The 17,464-nt window shown below is 68.2% G+C and carries 18 protein-coding genes and 1 pseudogene; 3 read left to right on the forward strand and 16 right to left on the reverse strand.

Annotated features, from left to right (window positions below):
• Positions 1 to 34: 34 nt before the first annotated feature.
• Genes L3i22_RS07010 through L3i22_RS07020 form a run of 3 tightly spaced genes read right to left on the reverse strand, consistent with a single transcriptional unit; the run spans position 35 to position 1,993 of the window.
• Entirely contained in the window at positions 35 to 1,267 is a 1,233-nt protein-coding gene (locus L3i22_RS07010; protein WP_221326163.1) for a WXG100 family type VII secretion target, read from the reverse strand.
• Positions 1,264 to 1,605 carry a type VII secretion target gene (locus tag L3i22_RS07015; RefSeq protein ID WP_221326164.1) on the reverse strand — a complete coding sequence of 114 codons (342 nt, stop codon included), beginning with the start codon at positions 1,603 to 1,605 and terminating at the stop codon, positions 1,264 to 1,266. The genes L3i22_RS07010 and L3i22_RS07015 overlap by 4 nt, the downstream gene beginning before the upstream one ends.
• On the reverse strand, positions 1,595 to 1,993 hold the full coding sequence (locus tag L3i22_RS07020) for a YbaB/EbfC family nucleoid-associated protein (protein ID WP_221326165.1): 399 nt from the start codon (positions 1,991 to 1,993) through the stop codon (positions 1,595 to 1,597). The genes L3i22_RS07015 and L3i22_RS07020 overlap by 11 nt, the downstream gene beginning before the upstream one ends.
• 65 nt (positions 1,994 to 2,058) lie before the next feature.
• Between L3i22_RS07020 and L3i22_RS07025 the strand changes: the two genes are divergently transcribed.
• Positions 2,059 to 2,388: a hypothetical protein gene (locus L3i22_RS07025; protein WP_221326166.1), complete on the forward strand. Its 330-nt coding sequence runs from the start codon at positions 2,059 to 2,061 to the stop codon at positions 2,386 to 2,388.
• A 19-nt stretch (positions 2,389 to 2,407) separates the two neighbouring features.
• Here the strand turns inward: L3i22_RS07025 and L3i22_RS53360 are convergent.
• The 9 genes and pseudogenes from L3i22_RS53360 to urtA form a co-directional block, all read right to left on the reverse strand.
• Positions 2,408 to 2,703, reverse strand: a pseudogene (locus L3i22_RS53360) (replication initiator); the annotation flags it as partial.
• Positions 2,704 to 2,800: 97 nt separating this feature from the next.
• A complete protein-coding gene (locus L3i22_RS07030; protein ID WP_221326167.1) occupies positions 2,801 to 3,388 on the reverse strand; it encodes a TetR/AcrR family transcriptional regulator in 588 nt (195 codons plus the stop codon).
• Positions 3,373 to 3,939 carry a TetR/AcrR family transcriptional regulator gene (locus tag L3i22_RS07035; RefSeq protein ID WP_221326168.1) on the reverse strand — a complete coding sequence of 189 codons (567 nt, stop codon included), beginning with the start codon at positions 3,937 to 3,939 and terminating at the stop codon, positions 3,373 to 3,375. The genes L3i22_RS07030 and L3i22_RS07035 overlap by 16 nt, the downstream gene beginning before the upstream one ends.
• Positions 3,939 to 5,630, reverse strand: coding sequence for a cytosine permease (locus L3i22_RS07040; protein ID WP_221326169.1), 1,692 nt, complete (start codon positions 5,628 to 5,630; stop codon positions 3,939 to 3,941). The genes L3i22_RS07035 and L3i22_RS07040 overlap by 1 nt, the downstream gene beginning before the upstream one ends.
• Before the next feature lie 84 nt (positions 5,631 to 5,714).
• On the reverse strand, positions 5,715 to 6,398 hold the full coding sequence (locus L3i22_RS07045; RefSeq protein WP_221326170.1) for an ATP-binding cassette domain-containing protein: 684 nt from the start codon (positions 6,396 to 6,398) through the stop codon (positions 5,715 to 5,717).
• Position 6,399: 1 nt separating this feature from the next.
• Positions 6,400 to 7,206 (reverse strand): urea ABC transporter ATP-binding protein UrtD, encoded by an 807-nt coding sequence (urtD, locus tag L3i22_RS07050; protein WP_221326171.1) that lies wholly within the window; start codon positions 7,204 to 7,206, stop codon positions 6,400 to 6,402.
• On the reverse strand, positions 7,203 to 8,300 hold the full coding sequence (gene urtC / locus L3i22_RS07055; protein ID WP_221326172.1) for an urea ABC transporter permease subunit UrtC: 1,098 nt from the start codon (positions 8,298 to 8,300) through the stop codon (positions 7,203 to 7,205). The genes urtD and urtC overlap by 4 nt, the downstream gene beginning before the upstream one ends.
• Positions 8,297 to 9,181, reverse strand: coding sequence for an urea ABC transporter permease subunit UrtB (urtB, locus tag L3i22_RS07060; RefSeq protein WP_255658014.1), 885 nt, complete (start codon positions 9,179 to 9,181; stop codon positions 8,297 to 8,299). Before urtB ends, urtC begins: the two co-directional genes overlap by 4 nt.
• A 76-nt stretch (positions 9,182 to 9,257) precedes the next feature.
• Entirely contained in the window at positions 9,258 to 10,556 is a 1,299-nt protein-coding gene (urtA, locus tag L3i22_RS07065) for an urea ABC transporter substrate-binding protein (protein WP_221326174.1), read from the reverse strand.
• A gap of 382 nt (positions 10,557 to 10,938) precedes the next feature.
• Here urtA and L3i22_RS07070 point away from each other — a divergent pair, with 382 nt between their 5' ends.
• Entirely contained in the window at positions 10,939 to 11,400 is a 462-nt protein-coding gene (locus L3i22_RS07070; protein ID WP_221326175.1) for a phage tail protein, read from the forward strand.
• 64 nt (positions 11,401 to 11,464) lie between these two features.
• On the opposite strand, the gene L3i22_RS54285 is transcribed toward L3i22_RS07070, so the two are convergent.
• Positions 11,465 to 13,114 (reverse strand): alpha/beta hydrolase family protein, encoded by a 1,650-nt coding sequence (locus L3i22_RS54285; protein WP_221326176.1) that lies wholly within the window; start codon positions 13,112 to 13,114, stop codon positions 11,465 to 11,467.
• A gap of 332 nt (positions 13,115 to 13,446) precedes the next feature.
• Entirely contained in the window at positions 13,447 to 14,001 is a 555-nt protein-coding gene (locus tag L3i22_RS07080) for a hypothetical protein (protein ID WP_221326177.1), read from the reverse strand.
• A gap of 260 nt (positions 14,002 to 14,261) precedes the next feature.
• Between L3i22_RS07080 and L3i22_RS07085 the strand changes: the two genes are divergently transcribed.
• Positions 14,262 to 15,518, forward strand: coding sequence for a PIG-L family deacetylase (locus tag L3i22_RS07085; RefSeq protein ID WP_221326178.1), 1,257 nt, complete (start codon positions 14,262 to 14,264; stop codon positions 15,516 to 15,518).
• Positions 15,519 to 15,579: 61 nt separating this feature from the next.
• Here the strand turns inward: L3i22_RS07085 and L3i22_RS07090 are convergent, their stop codons facing one another.
• Together L3i22_RS07090 and L3i22_RS07095 are read right to left on the reverse strand one after the other, a co-directional pair.
• Positions 15,580 to 16,833, reverse strand: a complete 1,254-nt coding sequence (locus L3i22_RS07090; protein ID WP_221326179.1) for a hypothetical protein — start codon at positions 16,831 to 16,833, stop codon at positions 15,580 to 15,582.
• On the reverse strand, positions 16,830 to 17,348 hold the full coding sequence (locus tag L3i22_RS07095) for a SigE family RNA polymerase sigma factor (RefSeq protein WP_221326180.1): 519 nt from the start codon (positions 17,346 to 17,348) through the stop codon (positions 16,830 to 16,832). The genes L3i22_RS07090 and L3i22_RS07095 overlap by 4 nt, the downstream gene beginning before the upstream one ends.
• Positions 17,349 to 17,464 lie beyond the last annotated feature (116 nt).

Consider the following 17,464-nt stretch of genomic DNA (forward strand, 5'->3'; position numbering starts at 1 on the left):
GGAGGCACGGGGAGTTTCGGTGGAACAGGGAAAGTCATGGTTCCTCCCCGAAGATTTTTCGGTACTCCTCGTGAACAAGATCCTTGAGCTTCGAGACCGAGTCCTGGTCACCGATCGACTCGGCGTAACGGATTTCCTGCTCGTAGGCATGCACCTCGTTGGCGTACCGAACATGCGGATCTTCGAACCAGCCTCGCATGCCGGCCCATCCGGCAGCCTGGTCGTCGCGCATGTGTTGCATCTCGTGCAACAACGCGCCGTAGGACGCGTCCGGATCGAGAATCAGCACACCAGGGCGGCCAGGTGAGGGGCTCGGCCCGTAGGCAAGTCCGCCGGAACGAAATGTTATTTCAACACCTGCGGCTTCCGCCTCGCGCACGGCATCGTCCCATTCCCCCGGATGCGTTTGGCGTGCCGGTCCCCAGCGCGCCAACGGATCGGCTTCCGAGTGGTGGAAGTATTGCTGGTGCTCCTTCGGAGCTGGAGCAGTGGGTTCGGAACGGGCAAGATCATGGGTGCGGGCGCGCAGATTGGTAAAGATCTCGCTCAGCCTGTCGAGCATGGGGTGGAGCCGGCGCAGGCTGTTGAGCAGGGCACGAACGAAGTGCTGGATCTTGTTGACCCACTTGCTGACGAGGGTGGCGACCTGACCGGCGACCACAGGGCTGGCGATGCCGAGAGTGAGTCCTTCCTCTGCGAGCCACTGGGGTAACCGAACGGCGAGGGTTCCGATGAAATCGGCGATCAGGTCGCGGACGATGCCGCGGACCAGCGCGACGAGCAGACCGGCGCCTTCCACGGCATACGAGATGCCTTGCGCTGCGGTCGCCAGGGCATCCATGACGTTCAGGTGGGCGTCGGCGTGCTCGCGGTAGGCATCTCCGGCAGCGCCGAACCAGCCGGCGACCTCGGTCCGGAGCCGGTCGACGTACTGCTGGCGGGCTTGTTCGGTGAACGCGGCGACGTTGGACCAGGTAGCGGCATGTGCGGCGACTTCGTCGGCATTGCCCGCGAGCCAGTCGAGAGCCTCCTTGAGGGGTTTGACGTGTTCCATCAGCCAGGCGACGCCCCAGGAGACCAATGTTCCCAACGGGTCGACCGCCAGCGACAGCATGTCGAGGCCCGCGCCGATACCGCCGAGGGTGGGATCGACCCAGCTGTGGTTACGGATGCCGTTGGAGATGTCGGCGGCGTCCTCTACGAGGCCGAGGCCGGTGTACCGGGTTGTCGATTCGGTGCTCTGAGCCACAAGCGGGTTGGTGGTCACGACGGGCTGGATCCGGATTCGCCGTCGGATCTGACGGTATGACGGATGCCGTCGGCGGCCGAGGCATCGGTATCGGTGATGTCGGTGACAGCCGTTCGCAGTTTGTGTGCGGTTTCTCGTAGCGATTCGCCGGTCTCGGCGAGCGCACTGGCGGCCAGGGCGAAGATCGGGCTCAACAGGCTGGGTAGGAATTGACACAGCTGGCCGTACGCTTGGCCGTCCATGGTGACCTCGTGCACGGCGGACCGACTTTGCTCGATGGCATCGGCGATCAGATCCGTGCTCGCGGCATGGCGCTGCACGTCGTCGGCGGAGAACCGGAGGGATTCACCAGGCACGGCGGTCGCGGGGCTGCTCGTCCGGCGGAGCGGGGAAGCGGGCCTCGTAGGAGTGGATCACTGCCTGCCCGGTCTCGGTGTCCAGCCCGACGGTTCGGCGTACCTGTTCAGTGACCTGTTCCGGCAGTTGTGCCTGCGCTTGCCGGGTGAGCGCCATGATCTTCCGGCTGAGTTCCGCGCCGGTCGTCTGTAGTGCCTGGTCGCTGATGATGAGGGACTGAAGCTGACCGGAGGACCCGACCACGGCGGTGATCGAGCCGTCCCGGCTGCTTGCCGTGCCGGTCAACGTGACCACCCGCCTCGACAACTCCACGGTGCGGGAGGCCTGCGCATCTACTCCGGCCACCCACGAGTCCAGCCACTCTTCGGCCGCATCGACGCCATTCACGTCTAGAACTTATGACTATCTATGTCTTGCGGCAACCTCCCTGCTGATGACGGCAGGGGGAGCTCTTGCGGCAGGATGGCCTGGTGGATGGCTCTTGGACTTACCGGGTCGAGCATGCCTTTCGGATTGCGGGCGGGGACGTGGCTGTGCTCGGCGAGCTGTCTGGTGTGATTCCTCACCGGGGCCGGTCGGGCGAGATCCGGGCGAATGGTGTCGTCATTCAGGTTGCCGAGGTCGCGGTGGAGTTCGCGCGGGTCACTGGGGGTGGCGAGCGGATCGCCCTGGTGCTGCGTGGCGTGCGGCTGGACCAGGTGCCGGTCGGCGCGACGATCCATCCGGCGGGGTGCGGGGAGAGTCGGCCGGGTCTCCCGGTTCGCGAGCAGAATCCGACGTAGCAGGACGGACACATACACCGGTGTCCGGGTCCGCCCAGCTCCCCGCCTTCGGGTCCCGGACTGGCGGCCGGCTGATCGGGTACCGGAGCTGATCCGCAGGCAGCCACCACACCTGGTGGTAGGTGGCTTTGGCGACCAGCTCCAGCCTCGCCCGGGGGCTGGTGCCGCGGATGGCGAAGTGTGCGTGCGGGGCGAGGCGTCGTTGCGGCTCGACGCAGCCCGCGTATCGGACGTTCCAGCCGACCGCGCGGCGCAAGTTCTGCCAGTAGCGGTCGAGCAGTCGGGGAAGTGGACTGCGTCCCACTCGGCTCGGCGTTAGTCGTAGCAGGATCGGAGACGCGGCTGCTCTCTGACGGAGTCGTCCAGGTCTCGGATGCTGAGAGCCGGCTACGCTCGCGAACACCCGGCGAGCTTACGGGGCGACGCGGTCGCGGATGCTGTCGAGCACCGCCTCTGCCGCCCATGCGGCGGCGTCGGCGATGTCTCGCCGGTCCATCCCGAACTCGCGGCGGAATGTCACCCAGGCCCCGACGGAGTCGAGGTGCGACAGTGCCGCGATGACCGCTCTGCGCTGCGCCGCGTCGAGGGATGACACCTCGGCATCCAGCAGCCGCTCGAGCTGCGCCCGGCCAGGAGACGGCGCCGCGCCGCTCACGCCGCGCATCGCCGTCTCGGCGACGACGTGCGCGAGTTCCGGCCGTGCGTCGTACCGTTGCATCGCGTCGCGGATCGCGAGGGGGATGTCGAAGATCGAGTGCGACTCCTCGCGCGCGAACACCGTCGCCTCGATCCACGCCGCGGTCGCCAGCAGCAGGTCGACCCGCGTGGGGTAGTTGCGGAACACCGTGCGCTCGGCGATGCCGGCCCGGCGCGCGATGACCCGGTTCGACACGTCGTCGCTGCCGAGCTCCTCGATCAGTTCGGCGTAGGCGGCGAGGATCGCCACTTGTGTGCCGCTCAGGGCGGGGACAGCCGCCGACTCGGTCATGTCGTCGCCCACGTCGTGTCGAGCAGCCTGGCCAGCACGCTGCCCACGGCGCGGTCGAACGCGTCGCAGATCTCGTCGGCGTCCAGGTCGAAGCCCGTGCGCAGGCGTGCCCAGAACATCGCCGACGAGAAGTAGCGCAGGGATGCCGCGACCCGCCGGCGATCCCGCTGGTTGAGTGTCGGCGCCGCCACGTCGAGCATCGCCTCGATCGCACGCGTGATGTAGGCGGGCTCGGCATCGAGCGTCGGCGAGATCGCGGACGCCCGTGCGCCGACGTAGGCGTACGCGGGCGACGCGTCGAAGGCGCGGAAGCGCTCGTGTACGGCGGCGCGGAAGTCGGACACCGTCACGAACGGCGGCAGCGGGAAGCAGGTCTGCTCGATCCAGTTCGAGAGTGCGGCGAGCAGGTGCGCGCGCGTCGGGTATTGGCGGTAGATCGTGCGTTCCGAGATGCCCACCTCGTCGGCGAGGGCACGATAGGAGATGTCGTCGAAGGTGCGCTCGCGCAGCAGCACCGCGGCGCTCGCGAGAATCGCGGTCGCCGTGTCGACCGGCTCCTCCATCACTTCTCCCCCCGTCGTTGGGATGCCCTGCGGGCGGCCGCCCAGCGCGGGGGCCCGGTGACTTCCGGCGGGAGCACGTAGCGATCGGAGTCGTCGAGCGCGAGCGCCAGCGACGATACGTACTGCACCTCGCCGTGCGGTCCTCTCTCGGCCGAGGCCAGCATATCCGGCCGTTCGAACGTGTATCCGGTGACGTGGCAGCGGAGCCGTTCGCCGGAGGGGTTGCCGTCCTCGTCGAACCGGGGGGAGTCGATGCCGTCGGAGCGGCGGCGCAGGTAGTAGCGCCCCCGCGTGGCGAGGGCCGTGACCGGCGTGGCCACGAACGCGACGCCGATCGCGATGAGCACCGAGAACGGCTTGACCGCGGCGCCGAGCAGCCCGGCGAACGCGAGCAGCGACAGCGTCGAGGCGAGCCCCACCGACACGAGTCCCACCGGATTCCAATCGTGCAGCATGCCGCGGCGGAACTCGGGGAAGCGTGGCGAGATGCGCAGCACCCACTTGTTGATCGCGATATCGGTGGCGATCGTCACGAGCCACGCCATGACGACGTTCGCGTAGAGGCTCAGCACGAAGGAGATGAGGGTGAAGACGTCCAACATCATGAGCACGTAGGCGATCACGAGATTGAACAGCACGAAGATCGTACGACCCGGGTAGTGCTTCGTTACCCGGGTGAAGACGTTCGACCATGCGAGCGAGCCCGAGTACGCGTTCGTCACGTTGATCTTCACCTGAGCGACCACGACGAGCACCAGGGCGAGAACGATCGCGAGCCAGTCGGGGACGAGGGTCTGATACATCACGACGAATTGCTTGACCGGTTCGGTCGCCTGGTGCCCGAGAGCGGGTTCGACCTTCACGAGGAGGTAGACGGCGAGAAACACCCCGATCACCTGCTTGGTGCCGCTGAAGATGACCCAGCCCGGGCCGGCGAACGCGAACGATGTCCACCACGAGCGGGCGTTCGACGGCGTGCGCGGCGGCATGGCGCGGATGTAGTCGATCTGCTCCGCCAGCTGCGGGGTGAGGGCGAAGCACACGGCCGCACTCGAGACCACGGCGCCGAAGCTGATCGAGCCGTCGGAGTTGCCGGTGAACGTCGTGAAGGCGCTCACCGCCTCGGGGTCGGAGACGACGATCCAGAGCAGCGGCAGCAGGGCGAGGGCCAGCCACAGGGGCGTGGTCCAGAACTGCAGGCGCTCCAGCGCACGCATGCCGTAGATGACGATCGGGATCACGACGACGGTCGAGATGAGATAGCCGAGCCACAGCGGCAACCCCGTCGCCAGTTGCAGCCCCTGCGCCATGATGGCGCCCTCCAGGGCGAAGAAGATGCAGGTGAAGCCCGCGAAGACCACGGTCGTGAGGATGGAGCCGTAGTAGCCGAATCCCGAGCCGCGAGCGATGAGGTCGAGGTCGAGGTTGTAGCGGGCGGCGTAGTAGGCGACGGGCACGCCGACGATGACGATGATGACCGACGCGAACACGATGCCGAGCACGGCGTTGGGGGTGCCGTGGTCGATGCCGATGCTCGCGCCGATCGAGAAGTCGGCGAGGAACGCGATGGACCCGAGGGCTGTCGCGCCGACGGAGGCCGCGCTCCAGCGCCGGAAGGTGCGCGGTACATAACGGAAGGCGTAGTCCTCCAGGCTGTCCTCTGCGGCCGTGCGCGCGTTGTACGTCGACACAGTGGCATCCCCTAAGGCACCTTGCGTTGGGGAATCCTCGCTGCCCGGTGTTACGGCGACATTGCGGGTGTGGGTCATGGCGGCTCAGATCGCCATGGCGGCTCGCACGGTGGAGGTGGCGGCCTTGCCTCCCTCTCCGGTCTGGGTGACGAAGCCCGAGGCGAGCACGACGTAGTGCTCGGCGGCCTCGAGGGCGAAGCCGATGTGCTGTTCGACGAGCAGCACGTTGATGCCGTCGGCGGCCAGCTGCACGATGGTCTGCTCGATCTCGGCGACGATCGTGGGCTGGATGCCCTCGGTCGGCTCGTCGAGGATGAGCAGCTTCGGCTCGGTGATGAGGGCGCGGGCGATCGCGAGCTGCTGACGCTGCCCGCCGGAGAGCAGGCCCGCCTTCCGGGTGGCGAACTGCTCCAGTGCGGGGAAGCGAGCCATCTGCGCGTCGATGAGGCCCTTGCCGCCCCGGCGCCCGTCGGCGACGAGCTGGAGATTCTCCAGCGTCGTGAGGTCGCCGAACGACTGCTGGCCCTGCGGCACGTACGCCATGCCGCGAGCGACGCGCCGGTTGGGGGCGAGTGACGTGATGTCCTCGCCGTCGAACAACACGCGGCCCTTCGACGGCTTGATGAGGCCGATCGCGAGACGCAGCAGGGTCGTCTTGCCGGCGCCGTTGTGGCCGAGCACGGCGACGACCTTGCCGGACGGCACCGTCACGCCGTGCAGCACCTGAGTGCGCCCGTAGCCGGCCTCGATGTCGGTGAGCTCCAGCATGTCAGTCCTCCGTCAGCTTCTGCGTCCCGGCCGCCACAGGTTCGGGCACGACCGCCATGGCGGCCGTGGTGGCGGCGCCCGCGGTGCCGAGGTAGACCTCCTGCACCTTGGGATCGGCCTGAACCTCGGCCACCGTGCCCTGCGACAGCACCTTGCCCTGGTGCAGCACCGTCACGCGGGTGGCGAAGCGGCGCATGAAGTCCATGTCGTGCTCGACCACGAGCACGATGCGCTTCGCCGCGACGCGCTGCAGGAGCTCGCCGGTCGCGGTGCGCTCGTCCTGGCTCATGCCGGCGACGGGCTCGTCGAGCAGCAGCACCTTCGCGTCCTGCACGAGCAGCATCGCGATCTCCAGCCACTGCTTCTGGCCGTGCGACAGGATGCCGGCCGGCGTGGCCAGCTCGCCGGTGAGTCCGGTCTCCTCCAGCGCGTGCTCGATCGACGGGTCGACGCCGCGCCGGGCCCGCAGCAGCGCGGCCGAGGACCGGTGGCGTCCGGCGGCGATGTCCAGGTTCTGCAGCACCGAGAGCTCGTCGAAGACGCTCGCGGTCTGGAAGGTGCGGCCGACCCCCAGGCGGACGATCTTGTGCACCTGCTTGCCGAGCAGCTCTTTGTCGCCGAGCCGGGCCGACCCGGTGCCCTTGGACAGCCCGGTGATGGCGTCGATGCAGGTCGTTTTGCCGGCGCCGTTCGGGCCGATGAGGAATCGGACCTCGCCGGGATGAGCGTCGAAGGAGACGCCGCCGACCGCGACGAAGCCCGAGAACTCGACGCGTAGGTCGGTGACAACGAGCGAATCATCGGTCATGACCGGACCTCTTCGAGCTCTGCGGCGACGATCGCCGGGGCGGGCTGTGGGCCGGCGCTTCGGCGCGCCCGCGCCATGAACCTGGCCGGCAGCGACGACAGCCCGTTCGGCAGGAAGAGGATGACGACGATGAACAGGAGACCGAGGATGTAGATCCAGCCCTCGGGCCAGGTCGAGCCGAGGCTCGACTGTCCCCATCCGACCGCCATCGCGCCGAGTGCGGGTCCGAAGAGCGATGCGCGGCCGCCGAAGGCGACGCCGGCGATCATGAGGATCGAGGCGGCGGCGCCCACCTCGGCCGGAGTGATGATGCCGACGATGGGCACGAACATCGCTCCGCCGATGCTTGCCATCAGCGCGGAGACGACGAACGCGACAAGCTTGACGTTGGCCGGGTCGTAGCCGAGGAAGCGCACGCGCTCCTCGGCGTCCCGGGTGGCGATGAGGAGTTCGCCGAAGCGGCTGCGGTAGAGCTGCCACACCGCGAGCAGGCACACGATGAGCAGCGCGGCCGCGATGAGATAGACCATCAGCTTGTTCGCCGGGTCGTTCAGCACGAAGCCGAAGAAGTACTTGAAGTCGCTGAGCCCGGTGTCGCCCCCGGTCTCGCGGATCGTGGAGCTGATCAGGGTGGCCAGCGCGACGGCGAGCGCCTGCGTCAGGATCGCGAAGTACGCGCCCTTCACGCGCCGCTTGAACAGCGCGTAGCCGAGGATGCCGGCCAGGATCACCGGGAGCAGCACGATCGCCAGCAGGGTGAATCCCGTGCTGCGGAACGGCTCCCAGAATGCCGGGAGCGGCGCCAGCGGGTCGTAGAGCACCATGAACCCCGGGATTCGGTCACCGGCGGTCTCCAGCGTGAGGTGCATGGCCATCGAGTAGGCGCCGAGGGCGAAGAACACCCCCTGCCCCATCACGAGCATCCCGCCGCGGCCCCACGCCAGGCCGATGCCGACGGCGGCGATGGCCCAGCAGCAGTACTTGCCGAGGTTGCTGAGCCAGTGATCGGTGAGCACGAGCGGAGCGACCGCGAGGAGCAGGACGGCGAACGCCCCGATGCCGCTGAGGGAGATCCAAGGCTTCAACTTGGTCATACCAGACTCCTGGTTCGCACCGTGAACAGGCCCTGAGGGCGTAGTTGCAGGAAGACGATCACGAGGATGAAGGCGAGCACCTGCGCGAAGCTGCCGGTCGTCCAGTAGGCGAAGTACGAGAGGGCGACACCCACCACCCACGCGGCGATGATGGTGCCCTTGAGCTGGCCGATGCCACCGGCGGCCACGACGAGGAAGGCCGGGATGATGTACTGCGCGCCCATTTGGGAGTTCGTGCCGCCGATCAGCGACGCGGCCACGCCCGCGACCCCGGCCAGTCCCGAACCGGTGAAGAAGGTGAGGCGGTCGATGGTGCGGGTGGAGATCCCCGAGGTCTCGGCGAGGTCCCGGTTGTGCACGGTCGCCCGGATGCGGCGGCCGAACGCGGTGTACTTGAGCCAGGCCGCCAGCGCGGCGACGCAGGCGGTCGCGAGCAGGATGGTGAACACCTGCCGCAGCGGCCATTCGTAGCCGAGGATGTTCAGCTGCCCGTCGAGCCAGTCGGGCTTCTCCACCGGGACGCCCTGGGACGGGAAGATCTGCAGTGCCGCCTGCTGGAGGACCAGGCTGACACCGACCGTGACGAGCAGGGTGTCGAGGGGCCGGCGGTACATCCATTGGATGATGGTTACCTCGAGCAGGAGGCCGAACAGGCCCGCGACGACGAACGCGACCGGCAGCGCGACCGGGATCGACAGGTCGCTGGCCGCGATCACCTGCTGGACGAGGTAGGCGGCGAAGGCTCCGATCATGAGGAACTCGCCGTGAGCCATGTTGATCACGCCCATCTGGCCGAAGGTGAGCGAGAGGCCCAGCGCGGCGAGCAGGAGCAGCGCGCCCTGTGCGCTGCCGTTCAACAGCGGTGCGATCAGTGCGTCCACGTGCACTCGCTCTCTCTAGCGTCTCTGTGGAGGGGAGGGGTCGCATGCCGTGGGCGACATGCGACCCCGCGGGCGATCAGCCTGCTGCGGCCACCAGCTGCTCGCGGACGTCCGCCGGGAACCAGTCGTAGGCCTTGAGGTACGGGTCCGGCTCGATGAACTTGTCGGAGGACCAGACGATGTCGAACTGGTTGTTGGCGTTGATCTGTCCGATGTGGCCCGGCTTGGAGATGTGGTGGTTCTCGCCGTCGAGCGTGACCTTGCCCTCCGGTGCGTCGAACGTGATGGTGTTCTTCTTCGCCGCGGCGTTCACCGCGTCGACGTCGAACGAGCCGGCCGCCTCGACGAGGGCCTTGTACAGGTACAGCGAGATGTAGGCGGCCTCCATCGGGTCGGAGGTGACGCCGCTGCTGTTGGGGTAGGCCTTCCAGCTGTCGATGAACTTCGGGTTGGTGTCGGTCTTGAGCGACTGGAAGTAGTTCCAGGACGCGTAGTTCCCGGTGACCGCGTGGCCCATGGCCGGCGCCTCCTCCTCGGCGATCGACACCGAGATGATCGGCGTCTTCGCGGGGGTGAGGCCGGCGTCGTAGTACGCCTTGATGAAGCCGACGTTCGACGAGCCGTTGATGGTGTTGAAGATGAAGTCGGGCTTGGCCGCCGCGATCTTCGCCACCTGGCTGGTCCAGTCGTCCTTGTCGAGGGGCACGTACTCCTCGCCGACGATCTTGATGCCGAGCTTGGCCGCGTAGAGCTTGATGATCGCGTTCGCGGTGCGGGGGAAGACGTAGTCGCTGCCGGCGAGGAACAGCGTCTTCACGCCCTTGGAGGCGAGGAAGTCCATCGCCGGGATGATCTGCTGGTTGGTGGTCGCGCCGGTGTAGTAGATGTTCGGTGACGACTCGAGGCCCTCGTACTGCACCGGGTAGAAGAAGAGGCCGTTGAGCTTCTCGACGACCGGCTTCACGGCCTTGCGGGAGGACGAGGTCCAGCCGCCGAAGATCGCGGCGACGCAGTCCTGGGTGAGCAGCTTCTCGGTCTTCTCCGCGAAGGTCGGCCAGTCGGTGGCGCCGTCCTCCTGGACGTACTTGATCTTTTTGCCGAGGATGCCGCCGCTGGCGTTGATCTCGTCGGAGGCCATGTGCAGCACATTGGAGACGGTCTTCTCGGAGATCGCCATGCCGCCGGTGAGGGAGTTGAGGAAGCCGAGCTTGACGGTGTCTCCGGACGTGTCGACACAGCTGGCTGCCGGGGACGATCCGGCACTGGCCGTTTCGTCGCCGGCCCGGGCGCCACAGCCGGCGAGCACGAGGGCCATGGTCGTCCCGAGGGCTCCCGTAGCCATCAGCGCGCGCATCCGCTTGCTGGAGTTGGGCATATGTGAACTCCGTTCCTGGTGAAAGGGACGTGAATCATGCGGAGGAAATGTTCAGGGCGAGCTGCCGTCGTCCCGAGTCCCCGCCCGGTGCCGCTGACTGCCGCTAGTGAGAGCAGACTGGCCGTGAGTCATTGCTCTGACATTTCTTGATTGTTCCAACTCTGTAGCCGCCAAGTCGGTCAGGCTGCGTTAGCCCTAGAAACGCGCAGAGAATCACGAATCTGAGATGTCAAAGTTCTGCCACTAGCGGGGAGGGTGCGACACGCATGGCACACTTCTGACATCACCTGGAGCGCTGTCGTTCGATGCCCGGGGCAACGGTGGGGCCGGTCGGGGAGAATCCGTCGTGGTGGTGGGACCTACGCAGCGGAGGTAAGACCTGATGACCTATGCCGTGGACTTCGAGACCGTGTCGACCGTGGGGTTGGAGTCGTCGCCCGTTGCCGAGGCGCTGGCCGGGCTTCGGGCGAACGAGGCTCGGTACTTCAAGAACAAGTACGGGCATGTCTTCACCGTGGAGCCGGCCGATGAGGCCACGGCGGCGGTCGAGTGGGTGACCCGCATCCTTGACGAGGAGCGGGGTCTGGTCATCTCGGCCAAGCCGCTCGAGGCGAGCTCGTTCCAGGTCGAGAACATCCGGATGGCCTACGTCTTCTACGAGGACGGCCTGTCGATCAACGTGATGTACACCGTCGACGACGGTGGGAAGCGGGCGGTCGGGTTCAAGCTCTCCGACGGCATGGAGGTGCCGGCCGAGTTGGGGGCGTTCAAGTTCGCCCGGCAGAAGTCGAAGCTGGCCGGGACCATTCGCGGCTCCTACTTCGTGATCAAGAAGGAGCACTGAGCCCGGACACGGCAGATGCCGGGTCGCCGCAGAAGGTGCCTCCGGCGACCCGGCAAAATCACGATCAGGGCCAGATGTACGGCGTCTTCACCGGCTTCGGCTCGTGGGGCTGCTGCACCGGATGTGCCCGGAACTGTTCACTGTGCAGGCCGAACGAGCGGTCCAGCTTCGGGATCCAGTACGCGTCGTCGTGCCGCCCGGGGCCGAGCTGGTAGTCGTGCCGGACCCCCTTCGCCGCCAGCGCCGTGCTCATCTGCTGCGCGGCCACCCCGAAGCGGTAGTCGTCGGAGTCACCGCCGTCGAAGTAGTACCGGTGCTGGTTCAGCTCGGCCGCCGTCATCCCGGCGACCAGGGTGAGCGGCCGCAGCCCGGCGTTGGCGGCCTGTTCAGCGGCCGTCCCGACCAGCGGTGACAGGCTGAGCGCGCCCATGTGGCTGGCGATCGAGCTGAACACCGCCGGGTTCTTCAGGCCCAGGGTGAACGCGCCCTGCCCGCCCATCGAGACGCCGCTGATCCCGCGGTGGTCACGGTCCGCGATCGTCCGGTAGGAGCGGTCGACCAGCGGGACGATCTCGTCGACGATCATCGTGCGGTAGTTGCCGGCCGATGTGTCGACGTACCAGCCGCTGCCGCCGTCCGGGAAGACGACGATCGACTCCTCCAGGCCGTTGTCCTCGACCACCTTGTCGAGGACGGCGTCGATGTTCCGCGCCTCCCACTCGATGTTGCTGCCGTTGAAACCGTTGAGCAGGTAGACGACCGGATACTTCCGATTCGTCGTACGGGTGTAGCTCGGCGGCAGGTACACATTGAACTGCGCCCGGCGGCCCATCGCGGCGGAGGCGTAGTCGTCCCGGAAGAACCGCGCGTGGTCGCCCAGCTCCAGGTCCCGGCGCGGGTCGAGGTAGAGCAGCTCCCGGGTCGGCACGAGGTTTCCCCAGGTGCGGATGGTGTCGACGACGAGCCGGCCCTGGCTGTCCACGAACACCTCGGCCTGCGTGTCGGTCAGCGTCGTGCGGCCGGTCGACCGGAGGGACGCGAGTCGCCGCTCGGCGGTGTCGCCCTGGTGGAAGAAGCCCGGCGCCAGGGTCGCGGCATACCCACGGAGATCCCCGGTCGCGACCGCGCGATGCTGGCGATTCAAGATCGAACAGACATGAGCCAATTGGGTACGGGATGCCGCCGTGCCCGTGGTTCCGGCGAGCGCCCGCAGGCGGGCCTTGGAGAACAACCCGACCGGACCCTGGTAGAAGCCGCCGCCCCCGGTGCCGTCGTAGACGCGGACGGCGAGGGTGTTGGTGGCGCCCCAGCGCAGCAGCCCGTCGGCCGGGTAGTACTCGCGCGGGACCTCCCAGGTGGAGTCGAAGACCGGCGGGAAACCGCCGGTGTGCCCGATCTCCTGGCCGTTGAGGAAGGTCTGGTCGGCGTCGTCGATCTTGCCGAGCGCGGCGACCACGGCGGAGTCGGTGACCCCGGCCGGCCGGGCGGGCAGGGTGAAGGTCTTGCGGTACCAGGCGAATCCGTCGTACGACGAGAGGTCGGCCTGCGTCCCCCAGTTGTCCGGGACGGTCCAGTCCCGCCAGGTGGTGTCGGTGAAGGACGGGTCCGCCCACGCGGGGTCGTCGCCGGTCGTGAATTTCCAGCCGGGGCCGGCCAGATCCACCCCGAAATCGATCGAGCCGGTGGTGGCGCAGGAGGTGTCGCCGGCGGACATCGTCCCAGCTGAAGCCGATGTGGGAACGTTCACAGACGCAAGCGTGAGGAGTAGGGTGCCCAGCAGGGCGGTGCCTGCGCGGCCGAAGCGATGAGTGGTTGTTGACATCGGGCCTCTCCTTGAAGAGACGTTCACAAATTCACACACGAAACATGCTGGACGCACACTCGCAATATTCGTGATTGATGTCAATAAGTACTTGGCTGGTCACCGGAATGATGGAAAGTGTTCGATTCCGTGCGAGATGCCCCGGCCGTACATCGAAGCCCTTGGTGGTTTCCGGCTGGCCGCGGCCCGGGGTTGCGCGGTCAGCGCAACCCCGGGAAGGTTTTTCAGACCCGGCACTGCCAGGTGGCGGCGTCGTAGTAGTTGGCGAAGCGGTCGATCGTCGCCGTGCTGCCGACCGTGTATTTGCAGGCCGCGGGCAGGTTGACGTCGAAGTAGACCGGGTCGACCCGGCTGTAGTTGACGCAGTGCCAGTCGTAGACCGTGGTGCCGAGCAGGGCGGCGGCGCTGTGCCCGGTGGAGACGCAGTATTCGTTGATCGCCGGGGTGACCACGGTGGACGTCACGTTCCAGCAGGAGACCGAGGTGGGGTCGGTGAAGCTGCCGATCCGGTCGACCGCGGTGCCGGTGCCGTAGGTCCAGCGGCAGGCGGCCTCGAAGGTCAGGTCGTGCCGGCTGCCGTCGCCGGCCACGCAGTGCCAGTCATAGGCGGTCGAACCGGTCAGGGCGGCGTCGGAGTAGCCGATCGAGCGGCAGTAGGCGCCGAGGTCGAGCCCGCCGAGCTGCTGGGGCGTCGAGGCCGCGGCGGCCGGGCTGATCGCGGCGAACATTCCGGCGAAGCCGACGATCAGGGCGATCAGCGCCTTGCTGAGCGAACGCATAACTCTCCTGGAGAGATCCGGTGATGTCCGGCATGAGCCGGAACCATCCTCTTTGGACAGGGCCGGGCTCAGCCTAGGGCGCAAACCGGTCGATGCAAGACCTTGCAAAGAGAACGTAACTTCATCCACGCAATGATTTCTCTTTCAGGATCAAAGACAAGACCGATTTGCGAGGTACGAACGTAATCACCTGATCCGGCACTCGACCGCCTCTCCCGCGTTGGTGTACTACGAAATGCACCGTTACCGAGGGGAGCGCAGTGCGCTGGACCAAATTCGCCGCAGCCGTGCTTGCCCTGTCGCCCGCGGTCGTGCCCGCCTCCGCCACAGCCACGTCCGTGACCTGCGAGAACCTGACCGTGGTGGCACACGAGGACGACGACCTGCTGTTCGTCAACCCGGAGATCAGCGACGACATCCGGGCCGGCCGCTGCGTCACCACGCTCTACGTCACGTCCGGCGACGCCGCCCGGGGCGAGGCCTACTGGCGTGGACGGGAGGAGGGCGAGATGGCGGCGTACGCGAGGATGGCCGCCCGCCCCGACGGATGGACCGAGGACACGCTGATCGTGAACGGTCACGCCGTCCACCGCGCCACCCTCGACGGGAGCCCGGTCACGCTGCTCTTCCTGCGTCTGCCGGACCGGGTCGGCGGCTGGCCGGACCAGACCCTGCAGCTGCTCTGGCTCGATCCGGCGGCGCGGGTGCGGACCCTGGACCGGACTCAGCCGTACAGTCGCTCGTCCTTGATCGGGGTTTTGCTCGCGATTCTGGACACCCGGCGGCCGCGGGTGATCCGGACCCTCGACTTCCGGGGGGCGTTCGGCGACGGCGACCACGATGATCATCACTCGGCCGCCTACTTCGCCTGGGCCGCTCAGCAGCGGTATCGCACGCCGCACCGGACGATCGGCCACCTCGGGTACCCGGTGAACCGGCAGCCGGCGAACCTGACCGCCACGCAGTACGAGACCAAGCTCGGCTACTTCCTGACCTACGCCCCGCACGATCCGGTGGTGTGCCAGACCGCGGACTGGTGCACGCGCGGGAACTACGGTCCCTACCTGCGGCGCAACGTCACGGTCGCCCCGCCCGTCGGTCCCGGGCGCAACGTGGCCGCGCTGGCCCGGGTCACCGGATCGTCGGGCAACGTCGCGACCGTGCAGGTCCCGGCAAAAGCGGTCGACGGCCGGGTCGGCGCCGACCTGATCGGCGAGTGGGTGACCGCGGGCGAGACCACCGGCGCCTGGCTCGACCTGCACTGGGCGGTGCCGCAGCGGCTCGGGCGGATCCTGCTCTACGACCGCCCGAGCCGGGCCGAGCAGGTGACCTCGGCCGTGCTCACGTTCTCCGACGGCAGCACGGTCCCGGTCGGGCCGCTGCCCGACGACGGCGCTCCGCTGCTGGTCACGTTCGCCCCGCGAGTGGTGACCGGCCTGCGGTTCACCGTCACCGGGGTCTCCGGGACGACCCGGGACACCGGGCTCGCGGAGATCCGGACCGTCACCGCGGGGTGATCACCACGATGCCGGCCGGCGCCCACGATCGCCGGCCGGCATCCCCCGTTGCCCGACCCCGTCAGCGGCAGGTCCACATGAGGGGGTCGTTGGTCAGCTGGAGTCCGGCCTTGTAGCCGACGATCACGGCGCCGTCCGCACTGATGCCGCGGACGTCGTAGCTGATCTCGCCCGGGTTCTTGCTGGTCGGGCCGTACGGCGGCAGCTTCACCGCACGTGTGCCGGCGACCAGGACCGGGGAGAACTGGCCCTCGCCGACGATCCAGCCGTCGGCCGAGATCCGGGCGGCGGTCCCCAGCTCCCTGGGCAGGAACTCGTACTCGCCGGTGGCGATCCGGTAGCGCACCGGCGTGAAGGTGCTCGAATCGGCGGTGTCCAGGACGGCGCTGCCGGCCACCCAGCCGTTGCTGATCGACTGCCCCACGAACGAGGTCGCCCGGGTGCCGTCCCGCATCTTCGGCACCGGCAGGTAGCGGCCGGTGCCGTCGGGGAACCACAGGTAGGCGGCCGCGGTCTTGGTGCCGACGCTGACCGAGCCGAGGATCGTGCCGTCCTCGGCGATGTCGCCCGCCGACCCGTTGGTGGCACTGGCCGGCAACGGGAGCGGCTGCGGCGCCGCGGTGGCCGAGGCCCAGCGGACCGGGATCATGTCGAGGTCGGCCGAGACCGTCCGCCCGCCGACGATCACCCCGGCCTCGTTGAGGGCGCCGGCCGACACGTCGCTGCCACGCAACCTGGTGAAGCGACCATCCTGGTAGAAGTACGACGACTCGTGGTCGCCCGCGCCGTAGGCGGTCACCAGCCCGTGCCCGGCGCTGTTCAGGTCGCCGAAGGTGGCATCGCTGCCGGGCATCGCCACCTGCTTGTCGATCGCGCCGTCCTTCCAGACGACCAGCTTCGTCGGATGACCGGCGGTCGAGTAGAGCCGCCCGGCCGCCCACCGTCCGCTCGGGTCACCGGCGGTGGCCAGGGCTTTCTTGACCCCCGCGGTGGGCAGGCGGGTGACCGCGCACGAGGCCGGCCCGACCGGCGCGGCGGCGGCGCTCGGGGTGCGCGCGCTCGCCGTCGGCGTGGGCCGGGGGAGCGGGTCGTCCGGCCGCATGGCGGCCACCGCGAACGTGCCACCGCCCGCGGCCACGGCCGTCACCGCCAGCGCCGCCACCCCCGAGGACCAGCGGCGCAATCTGCGCCGGCGGAGTCCCTCCGCCATGGCCCGGGGAACATCGATCACGGTACGGACGTCCGGATCGCCCCGCAGTGGCTCGAGCAGCCGCACCGCGCCCTCGTCGTCGATCATCTCGTTCTCGTCTCTCATCCTCGGCTCCGGGCCACGGCGGTGTGCGGGAAGCGGGGGCCGAGCAGCTCACGGAGCCGGTTCAGGCCGTGCGAGGTCTGACTCTTCACGGTCCCCTCGGAGCAGCGCAGCAGCTCGGCGACGTCCTTGACCGACCGGTCGCACAGGTAGCGCAGCACCAGCACGGCCTGCTGCCGGGGCGGCAGCTGCGCCAGCGCGGCCCGGATCACGGCCCGGTCCTCGGGCGCCCCCTCGTCGGGCGGCGGGGGCTCCGGCGTCCAGCTCAGCAGACGCACCTTCCACCAGCCGCGCCGGCGGTCGTCGAGGAACGCGCGGACCAGCATGGTGTGCGTGTACGCGTCCACGTTGTCCACCCGGCGGATCCGCGGCCACCGGGCGTACAGCTTCGTCAGCGTCTCCTGCACCAGGTCGTCCGCCTGATGCCGGTCGCCGCTGAGCAGGTACGCCGTACGCCGTAACTCCTGGACACGCCCGTGCACGTAGCCCAGGTACTCGCTGTCCGAACCGTCCGACATGGTCCCCGCTCCCGATGTCACCGCTACTTCCGCATATCCGACGCGATCGATCCCGGATCGGTTGTATGCGATTTCTGCCGTCCTGGACGCCAGCAGGATTTGGCTCGCAGGCGAGG

This window comes from Actinoplanes sp. L3-i22 (assembly GCF_019704555.1).
Classification (GTDB): Bacteria; Actinomycetota; Actinomycetes; order Mycobacteriales; family Micromonosporaceae; genus Actinoplanes.

Excerpts from the sequence above, each read along its gene's own strand:
- L3i22_RS07035 (WP_221326168.1), bottom strand. The coding sequence starts at position 3,939 with ATGGAGGAGCCGGTCGACACGGCGACCGCGATTCTCGCGAGCGCCGCG.
- L3i22_RS07045 (WP_221326170.1), bottom strand. The coding sequence starts at position 6,398 with ATGCTGGAGCTCACCGACATCGAGGCCGGCTACGGGCGCACTCAGGTG.
- urtD (WP_221326171.1), bottom strand. The coding sequence starts at position 7,206 with ATGACCGATGATTCGCTCGTTGTCACCGACCTACGCGTCGAGTTCTCG.
- urtC (WP_221326172.1), bottom strand. The coding sequence starts at position 8,300 with ATGACCAAGTTGAAGCCTTGGATCTCCCTCAGCGGCATCGGGGCGTTC.
- urtA (WP_221326174.1), bottom strand. The coding sequence starts at position 10,556 with ATGCCCAACTCCAGCAAGCGGATGCGCGCGCTGATGGCTACGGGAGCC.
- L3i22_RS07070 (WP_221326175.1), top strand. The coding sequence starts at position 10,939 with ATGACCTATGCCGTGGACTTCGAGACCGTGTCGACCGTGGGGTTGGAG.
- L3i22_RS54285 (WP_221326176.1), bottom strand. The coding sequence starts at position 13,114 with ATGTCCGCCGGCGACACCTCCTGCGCCACCACCGGCTCGATCGATTTC.
- L3i22_RS07080 (WP_221326177.1), bottom strand. The coding sequence starts at position 14,001 with ATGCGTTCGCTCAGCAAGGCGCTGATCGCCCTGATCGTCGGCTTCGCC.
- L3i22_RS07090 (WP_221326179.1), bottom strand. The coding sequence starts at position 16,833 with ATGAGAGACGAGAACGAGATGATCGACGACGAGGGCGCGGTGCGGCTG.
- L3i22_RS07095 (WP_221326180.1), bottom strand. The coding sequence starts at position 17,348 with ATGTCGGACGGTTCGGACAGCGAGTACCTGGGCTACGTGCACGGGCGT.